Annotated in this window: 7 protein-coding genes; 1 reads left to right on the forward strand and 6 read right to left on the reverse strand. The window is 40.4% G+C overall.

The genetic code is table 11. The features are described 5' to 3' along the window. Positions 1–85 precede the first annotated feature (85 nt). On the reverse strand, positions 86–589 hold the full coding sequence (locus tag BFI01S_RS19670; protein WP_082804569.1) for a GNAT family N-acetyltransferase: 504 nt from the start codon (positions 587–589) through the stop codon (positions 86–88). A 119-nt stretch (positions 590–708) separates the two neighbouring features. On the opposite strand from BFI01S_RS19670, the gene BFI01S_RS19675 reads away from it, so the two are divergent. Then, positions 709–1578, forward strand: a complete 870-nt coding sequence (locus tag BFI01S_RS19675; RefSeq protein ID WP_061794114.1) for an SDR family oxidoreductase — start codon at positions 709–711, stop codon at positions 1576–1578. A 410-nt stretch (positions 1579–1988) separates the two neighbouring features. On the opposite strand, the gene BFI01S_RS19685 is transcribed toward BFI01S_RS19675, so the two are convergent. The 5 genes from BFI01S_RS19685 to BFI01S_RS19705 all read right to left on the reverse strand — a co-directional run bounded on the left by BFI01S_RS19685 (position 1989) and on the right by BFI01S_RS19705 (position 9281). Continuing rightward, complete coding sequence (locus tag BFI01S_RS19685; RefSeq protein WP_061794116.1) at positions 1989–3035, reverse strand: LacI family DNA-binding transcriptional regulator; 1047 nt, start codon at positions 3033–3035, stop codon at positions 1989–1991. A 42-nt stretch (positions 3036–3077) separates the two neighbouring features. Further along, complete coding sequence (locus BFI01S_RS19690) at positions 3078–5441, reverse strand: glycoside hydrolase family 31 protein (RefSeq protein WP_061794117.1); 2364 nt, start codon at positions 5439–5441, stop codon at positions 3078–3080. A 71-nt stretch (positions 5442–5512) separates the two neighbouring features. Continuing rightward, entirely contained in the window at positions 5513–7057 is a 1545-nt protein-coding gene (locus BFI01S_RS19695; protein ID WP_061794118.1) for an alpha-amylase family glycosyl hydrolase, read from the reverse strand. 76 nt (positions 7058–7133) lie between these two features. Next, positions 7134–7976: a sugar ABC transporter permease gene (locus tag BFI01S_RS19700; protein ID WP_061794119.1), complete on the reverse strand. Its 843-nt coding sequence runs from the start codon at positions 7974–7976 to the stop codon at positions 7134–7136. Beyond that, positions 7977–9281 (reverse strand): ABC transporter permease subunit, encoded by a 1305-nt coding sequence (locus BFI01S_RS19705; protein ID WP_386852630.1) that lies wholly within the window; start codon positions 9279–9281, stop codon positions 7977–7979. Positions 9282–9318: the final 37 nt, after the last annotated feature.

Below are 9318 nucleotides of genomic sequence, written 5' to 3' on the forward strand. Positions count from 1 at the left end.
TTCCTGTGGGACTCAACTAACAATCAGTGGGGGATAAGGAAAACCCCCACTGATTGAAGTTTCACTTTATCCATTCACGCTGCAGCTATTTAACAAATCTATACATTAATAGTTCATCTGCATAGGTCCCATCTTTTCTTTTTATATGTTTGACTTTGCGGCCTTCCTCCTGAAATCCGAACTGCCTGTACAGGTGGATAGCCCTTTGATTATATGCAAAAACCTCAAGGCATATTTTTTCCAGACCAGGTTCTTCTTCCGCCCATTCCAGGAATTGTTTAAGCATTTTGCTTCCCAGCCCCTGGTTGCAATGCTTCTCCTGTATGGTGATGCCGAAATAACCCAGATGGTTCACTTTTTTGCTCTTTGACCGCCGAAAGTTCAGCATTCCAACCACTTCGTTGTCAACTTCCGCTACTAAAATAAGATCCCCAGTTCTAATGCTCCGTTCAATCCACGCTTCTTCTTCTGCAATTGTTAAATTAAACTCATCCGCCTCGGTCATTAAAAAATCTGTTTCTCCAAAAGCCTTCCGGCAATGAGCGAGAATGGCTTCCGCATCACTTTTGGCAGCTGGTCGAATCTGCAATTCCTGTTCCCCCACTCTTTTTAAATCCATTATATAAGAGAGATGCAAATAATTTCCATGTTTTTTCATCATAATAAAATGGAATTAAAAGAGTATTAATGATTTGGAGGGATTTAGTAATGTCTAATACTCAAAACAATCCACAGGAATTTCCGCCTCAGCATCAGGATCATCAGCCCGGGACAGAGGCGCCAATGCAGCCTGAGCCCCAAACAGTGGATCCAAATTATAAAGGGTCTGATAAATTAAAAGGAAAAGTTGTTTTAATAACAGGCGGAGACAGCGGCATCGGTAAATCAGCCGCCATTTATTTTGCCAAAGAGGGAGCCAGCGTAGCGATTGTCTATCTGGAAGAACATGAAGACGCAGAAAAGACTAAAGAGGCCATTCAGGCTGAGGGACAGGAATGCCTGCTGATATCCGGTGATATTGGAAGCGAAACATTCTGTAAGGATGCAGTCAGAAAGACACTTGATAAATTTGGTCAAATCGATGTACTGGTGAATAATGCAGCTGAGCAGCACCCTCAGAAAAGCCTGCTTGATATCACTGCTGAACAGCTTGAAAAAACATTCCGAACAAACATCTTTTCATTTTTCCATCTGACAAAGGCAGTACTGCCACATCTGAAAAAAGGAAGCTCCATCATCAATACTGCATCTATAACCGCTTATGAAGGAAACGAACAGCTAATCGACTACTCTTCTACAAAAGGTGCGATTGTCTCCTTCACACGCTCATTGGCCAAATCGCTGGCTGGACAGGGAATTCGCGTAAACGGAGTGGCTCCGGGACCTATTTGGACACCGCTTATTCCATCTACATTCACGGCCGATAAGGTATCAAAATTTGGATCAAATACCCCAATAGGCAGAGCAGGACAGCCTTATGAATTGGCTCCGGCCTATGTCTATCTTGCCAGTGATGATTCATCTTATGTGAGCGGCCAGATGATCCATGTCAACGGCGGAACAATTGTTAATGGGTAAAGGAAACTTCAATCAGTGGGGGGTTTTCTTTTCCCCCACTGATTGTTAGTTGAGGCCCACAGGACAAGGAAGGCTATGGCAGCGATACACCGCACGACCGAAAGCGGCAGCTTTTGGGAGGAGGACGTGGCGTTCTTAGTCTTTGTTCGTTTTTCGGGCCTTTACATTATAAAGCGAGGCGACTTGCCCAGGGGTGACAAGCATAAGACGAGCAGATGGTGGGAAGTGCTTTTCTTCCCATCAGCTGATTGGCTTATGACCTCGAGCCCCTAGGAGCCGCAGCTGGATTGGGCAGTTTGACCCCCACTTATCCTACTTTGATTACTCAGAGTAGGATAAGTGGGGGTCTTACAGCCCGTTAGACTGCGATAAACAAAATGAAAGGGAAGCCTGCCGCAGGCTTCCCTTTTTTATGATACAATCTCTGGATCTCCAGTTAGCGGACTGCTGCATGAACAGCGTTTTACAATTTTATGTGGAATAATAATTCGCTTTACTGGCTCCCGAGGGTTTTCGATCCTGTATATGAGACTTCTGGCAGATTCAAATCCCAAATCGAAAATGTTGATATCGACAGAAGTCAGCGGGGGTCTGGACATTTCAGCTAACAGCACGTTATTAAAGCTGATGATTGACATATCTTCAGGAACTTTTATTCCCAATTCATCCAATGTATTCAGAACGCCTAATGCCATTAAGTCATCGGCAACCACAAGGGCGGTTGGAGGTTTATTAAGGGAGATAAGACCTCTGACAGCCTCCTGGCCTCCTTCTTTTAAGAACTCCTCATGAACAATATATTCATTTACAAGTTCAATGCCAGCATCCCTTAAAGCTTTTTCATAGCCAAGAAGGCGTTCAACTGTAACGGTTAAATTTAAATTTCCTCCGACAAAGGCAATTTGCGTATGGCCGAGCTTGATCAAGTATTCCGTTACCTCTTTGGCTGCACGGAAATTATTATTATCTACATAAGTGATTTCTTCTTCATCTGAAAACGGCTTGCCTATAACCACAAACGGGAAATCTCTTTCCTTTAAGAAGGCAAGGACTTTGTCCTCCACTTTTGAATAAAGCAAAATTACTCCATCTACCCGGCCGCCCTGTACCATCTGGATGACGCCTTCATAGATTTCATCATCCGTTTTTCCGGTTGTCATATGGAGGGCATAATGCCTTTCATGCGCACCCTCACTCAGACCTCTAAGTACAGTAGGGAAGAATGGATTCTGAAATACAACATCTGTGGAACTGGGCATTATCAGTCCAATTGCGCGGGTTGACTGGCTTGCAAGACTGCGGGCAATAAAATTCGGATGGTATCCTAATTGTTCCATTGCCTCTCTGACTTTTTGCTTGGTTTTCTCGCTAATGCGAGGATTGTTGGCAATAACCCTTGAAACAGTAGAAGGCGCTACTTTTGCCATCTTTGCAACATCTTTAATTGTGACTGCCATAGAATCACCCTCTCTGCAGAGCCGCTTAATAGTTAATTATTATTATAAAACAAAAGTATGAATTTCTCCGTTTCTATTCTGCAATTGCTTCTCTTCACCGTTAATAATAAGTGAAAAATCTTCATTTGCACCATGAACAATCAGTTCAATTTGCGTCCAATCCGGCTTGTAATTTCCTGATTTCTCAATATCCAGACGTAATTGATTAGAGCCGCAAACGGCATGGAATGTCTGGAGAAGAAATTCACCTTCTTCATAATTAAATGTATTTCCATCATCATCATAGAGAGTAAAAGTTGAATCCACGCCAACTTCAAAGTAATAATGAAGAAATAGTTTAGCATCAGGTATGTTTGTGGACTGCTTAGTTTCTCCTAAAACAATAAAGGATCCTGATTTAATAAACAGTGGAAGTATATCCAATTCAGCTTCTATTAAATGATATTTTTGCCCTTCCAGTATTTCACCAGTCCAATAATTAACCCATTTGCCTTTTGGCAAATAGATTGATCTGTGGGTTTGAGATGGCTGCAGGATCGGAGCACAAATTACATTGTCCCCTATCATGAATTGATCTGATAAATTATAAGTATTCTTATTAAATGGGTACTCCATAAAAAGTGGACGCATAATCGGCAAACCTTTACGACTCGCTTCTGCAAAAAGATTGTACAAATGAGGCAGCCATTGATATCTTATTTCGATATATTTCTTAATAATTTTTTCATATTTCTCTCCAAAGGACCATGGCTCCTGCCGTATAAATCCAAGAGCACTATGATTACGGAAATAAGGCGTAAAAGCTCCCACCTGAGTCCATCGCGCCAGAAGTTCTCCATTGGAATCATGGGCAAAACCTCCAACATCCGGACCGGAAAAAGGAATACCTGACAAGCCTAAGTTCATGACCATTGGAAGTGACATCTGCAAATGCTCCCAAAATGAACGATTATCACCTGTCCATACAGCTGCATACCTTTGAACACCTGAATATCCTGCTCTTGTCAAAAGGAATGGCCGCTTCCCATTTAAAAGGTCCTTCATCCCGCTATAAGTTGCTTTACCCATATACAGGCCATATAGATTATGAAGCTCCCGGTGAGTTTTAGGTTCACCGTCATTCCGATGCATCACTTTTACATCCATTGTCTTTGACTCGTTGAAGACAGCCGGTTCATTCATATCATTCCAGATGCCTTCAATTCCTAAATCACTGTAAAATTCATGCTTAGAACCCCACCAATCGCGCACTTTGGAATCAGTAAAGTCCGGGAAGGCACTGTTGCCTGGCCAAACATCACCGAAATAGATATTCCCTTCAATATACTTGCAAAAATGGTCTTGCATGATTCCTTCCTGATATACGTAATATTCAGGGTCTTCTTTGACTCCTGGATCCACAATAGGCACAATCCTGATTCCCATGGCCTTTAAATCCCGAACCAACTTTCGAGGATCAGGGAAGCGATTTTTATCAAATGTAAAAACTCTGTATTCATCCATATAATGTATATCCAGATATATTACATCAAGCGGAATGCCTTTTTCCAGGAAGGAATTTGCTAGCTCCCTAACTTCAGTTTCTGATTCATAACTGTATCTAGACTGGTGATATCCAATTGCCCATTTAGGAGGCAGAGGCATTCTTCCAGTCAGATAAGTGTATTGCTCCAGAACATCCTTTGGCGAAGGCCCAGCCATGATAAAGTAATCCATATTTCCGCCTTCAGCAGAAAAGGAGTAGACGGTTTCTTCGGTTTGCATATCGAATGTGCTTTTGAACGTATTATTGAAAAATAAACCATGTGCATAGCCGTCTCTAAGTGTCATAAAGTATGGAACCGACTGGTATAAAGGATCGGTCTCAGGGTTATGGGGGGCATAAACATCGCTATTCCACATGAAAAGCTTTTCTCCCCTTTTATTTAAAAAGCCCGTTTTTTCACCAAAACCATAAAAAAAGTCGGCTTGGTCCATTTCTTTAAAACAGATCACTTCTTTGGAAGCTTTTTTGAACCCCATCCCTTTTATGCTTTCATTTACCAGCGAGCGACCTGTCCGGTCTAAGACATTAATTCTGATCGGAGATTTGTTAATAATAATATTTAATGCATCAGTTGAGATTCGAATAACATCAGCTTCTTCAACTGCTGTAAACACAGTATTAACAGGTTTGGAGACGATGGCAGGGCTGTTTCCCTGCTGTGTCTCACCAAAGAAATTAATGTTAAACCTAACAATGTCTTCTCTGTAAATCAAAACTTTCAATTCCCCTGAATCAGTTGAAATCCCTACTCCATTTTCTTCTTTATTTAAAGAGATGAATTTGCCGATATCCTGAAACCCCGACTCCAATATCTTTTTCTCATTATCTGGATGAATCGCAAAACTTGTATCTTCGAGCATAAAAGGGCTCCTTCCATTTACCAAAAAGACGCTAATTGGTTCATGTTTTATTGACTTTTAATACAGAACCACTATTCTTTCTTGGCATTTCTATTTTTAGACCGCTTCCATATTAAATATATAAAAATCATAAATGCTGTATAGACAGCAGCAATTGATACAATATAGGGTATGTTAAGTCCGGTCTTTTCCTTGAGGACATACACTTCAGCTTCTTCACGGTCAAGAATCAATGTATAGCTGCCATCCTTACTGGATACCAGATCTCCTGCAAGCATCCCTTGAAGTTCTTTGCCGTCTTCCAATACGTCACTATCAATTACTGCTTTCTGTGATTCGGTTGTATTATTGATAGCAACAATGGCTGTTTCATCTTCAAATTGACGTTTATATACTGCGAAGCCATTGTCTTCTTTTATCAATTCCATAGTACCTCTTGTCAGAGAAGGAAGCTGCTGCCGGACTTCACCTAGCTTAGTAATATAGTCGATTAATTCTTTATCTGTACGGAAATCCATTTGTCTTCTGTTATCCGGATCATTGCCGCCGTCAAGAGCAATCTCACTTCCATAGTACATAATCGGAATTCCAGGGCTTGTATATAAATAGGTTAATGCCAGTTTCCACCTTGGTCCCGGGTGCTGGTTTTGGCTTATTGCATCCCTGGTAAAGCGTACAGTATCATGGTTATCCATAAATGTCCCCATTAGATAAGGATTTTCATAGATGGATTTATTCCTATCCCAGGAAGTGAAAAGCCAGCTCAATGATTGATCCGGTTTGGCAAAAGCAGGACGCAGAAAATCATTCAGAGGATAATCAACAAAACCATCAATACCTGCCTCCTCATACTGCGCTATATATTCAGGACTGTCAGACCACACTTCCCCCAGCAGATAAAAATCTTCTTGTTCGCTTTTTACTTCCTTTGAAAATTCAGTCCAAAAATCCTTGGAAACATGTTTAACAGTATCTAACCGAAATCCATCAATATCAGTTTCTTTAATCCACCATTTAGCTGCATCAATAAGATAATTTTTAACCTCAGGATTTTCCTGGTTTAAATCAGGCAATCCATAGATCCACCCATTTTCCAGATCGGTTTGGTTTTCCCAGTTTTGGATATCCTGTTTTTCATGAAACCATTCGTTTTTCTCAGGATCGTTCAACCATTCGTGATTGTAGCCAACATGATTAACCACAAAATCCAGAATCACTTTCATATCCCTCTTATGCGCTTCTTTTACAAGGGATTTAAATTCCTCGATGGTTCCAAAATGTTCTTCAGTATTGTAAAAATCCTTTATCCAATATCCATGATAGCCTTTAGATTCGTTATCAAAGACTGGCGTTAGCCATATGGCAGTAAAGCCCATATCCTTAATATAATCCAGCTTATCGGCGATTCCTTTAAAGTCACCGCCATGATAGGCTTTTGGATCTTTAACATCAACCTCATAATCGTTATTGGAATCACCATTATTAAAGCGATCCACCATTAAGAAATAAATTGATTCATCTTGCCATTTACGCTCTTCTTTTTCAATTGCTCCGACAGGCAGGGCATAAAAAAGAAGAAACGGGATTAAGATGAAGATGGATACTCCTTTTTTCATCGCCGCTCCTCCTTTGTATTTTCAGGCCGTTTTCAATTAAATAAAAGCGGGCCCGTAAAGTTTCAGCCCTTTAAGATTAGCCTTTTGTTCCCCCTGCCGTCAAACCAGACACAAAGTACTTCTGAAATGATAAGAAAAGGATTGAAATTGGGATAGCAATTAACACAGAACCAGCTGCAAAAGTGGTAAACTCTGCGCCATATTGCCTGGAAACAAGTTCATATAATCCAACTGCCAATGTGTAGTTCTCCGTAGATCTCAGCATTACTTTTGCTAAAATGAAATCCGTAAATGGTGCAATAAATGTGAACAAAGCAATTACCGCAACTATGGGTTTTGCAAGCGGCATAATGATCTGCCAGAAAATTCGGAAGTGGCCGGCTCCATCCATTCTTGCGCTTTCATCCAGTTCTTTAGGTATGCTGTCCAAATACCCTTTCATTAGCCATGTATTCATCGGAATGGCACCGCCGACATAGATCAGAATAAGCCCAAAGTGTGAATCTAAGAGACCTGTAACCTGAGCCAGTACAAAGATTGCAATAAGCGCAGCAAAGTTCGGAACCATCTGTAAAATTAAGAAGGTGGTCAAGCCGTTTTTCCGGCCAACAAATCTGTACCTTGAAAATGAATAAGCCATCAGGCTAATGACAATTACAGAAAATGTCATTGTAATAAAAGAGATTTTCAAAGTATTCCAATACCAGATTAAGTAGCTGCTCTGTTCGGGATCAAAGATTGTACGATAATGATCAAATGTAGCATTCTTTGGGATTAGAGAGGAGTTCGTTAAACTTGTTCCTGGTGTTAAAGAAGCTCCAATTGCCCATAGAATTGGATAGACGATGATCACTGTCATAAACAAAATTACTAAATAAGTCAGTGACAGCCTGATGAATTTCTGCCTTTTTGTGCTCATTTACATCATATCCTCCTCTTGGAATGCCTTTGTTCTCTTGAATTGCCACAGTGCCACTGAAATAACAATAGCTGAGAGAATCATAGTGATTGCGGCAGCCATTCCATATTCCGATTTCGTAACTGTCAGGTTATAAATCCAGGAAATTAAGATATCTGTTCCCCCTGCATTTTGACCCGAAATTGCAGGACCTCCCATATTGAACAAATAAATAATATTAAAGTTATTAAAGTTAAAGGTATATTGTGTGATAAGGATTGGTGCAATTGAGAACATGATCAGAGGGAACGTAATGTTTTTGAACTTCTGCCACGCTGTTGCCCCGTCTACAGTTGCAGCCTCATACAGTTCATCCGGTATAGCCTGAAGGACTCCTGTAACCATTGCAAAAATAAACGGAAAACCAAGCCATGTCTGTATCATAATCAAAGCTGCCCTGGTCCAAAAAGCTTCTGTCATCCAAGGAATAGGTCCAATTCCGATTGCATCAAGAACCACATTATTTATAGCTCCAAAGGTTTCATTAAATAATCCAGAAAAAATCAAAATTGATACGAAAGCAGGAACAGCCCAGGGAAGAATCAGTATAGTTCTGATAATGGCTTTTCCTTTAAGATCTTTTTGATTTACTAAAACAGCCAGGAAAATACCCAGCGCAATTTGGAATGTTGTTGCGCCAAATGTCCAGATGACAGTCCAGGCAAAAACACTTACAAACGTTTCTCTCCAAATATCAAGGGTTACCAAACGTGTAAAGTTGTCTAAAGCTACCCAGTCCATCAGCTTTGCTGGCCATTGGTGATATAGGTTATAGTTTGTAAATGACAGCAGCAAAACGAACACGATTGGCAAAATAACAACGAAAACCAGAAGGAAAAATCCCGGAGTAATCATCAGATAAGGGAAACCTTCATCAATTAATGTATGATATTGATCTTTTATCGAGCTTAAAGGCTGGTTTAAGTCTCGTTTTTTTCCATTTTTATAGGCATCACGCAGGCTGAAAAGAACAAACCCTGCTGCAAAGAAAATCAGAATCACTGAAATGATTCCATAAACTAGTAAAAATATAGAGTTATCACGGGGCAATTTTTCCCCAAGGGTTACCAGACCCCATAATCCAATATTCAGGAAATCTTTAAAAGCTATGACAAATGAAAACGATAATATTAAAAAAGCAATACCTTTAATAAATTGTCTGTTGTATATCTGGCCGAGACCAGGGATGATCGATAGCCAAGCAGCGATCTTTCTGTGATTAGACTTGTATACTTCTTCCATTGAAAGGATTCCCCTTTCTGCCATTTTCCCTTAAAGGGGTATATTTTTTACATCATCATAC

This window comes from Cytobacillus firmus NBRC 15306, from assembly GCF_001591465.1.
GTDB classification, from domain to species: Bacteria; Bacillota; Bacilli; order Bacillales; family Cytobacillaceae; genus Cytobacillus; species Cytobacillus firmus.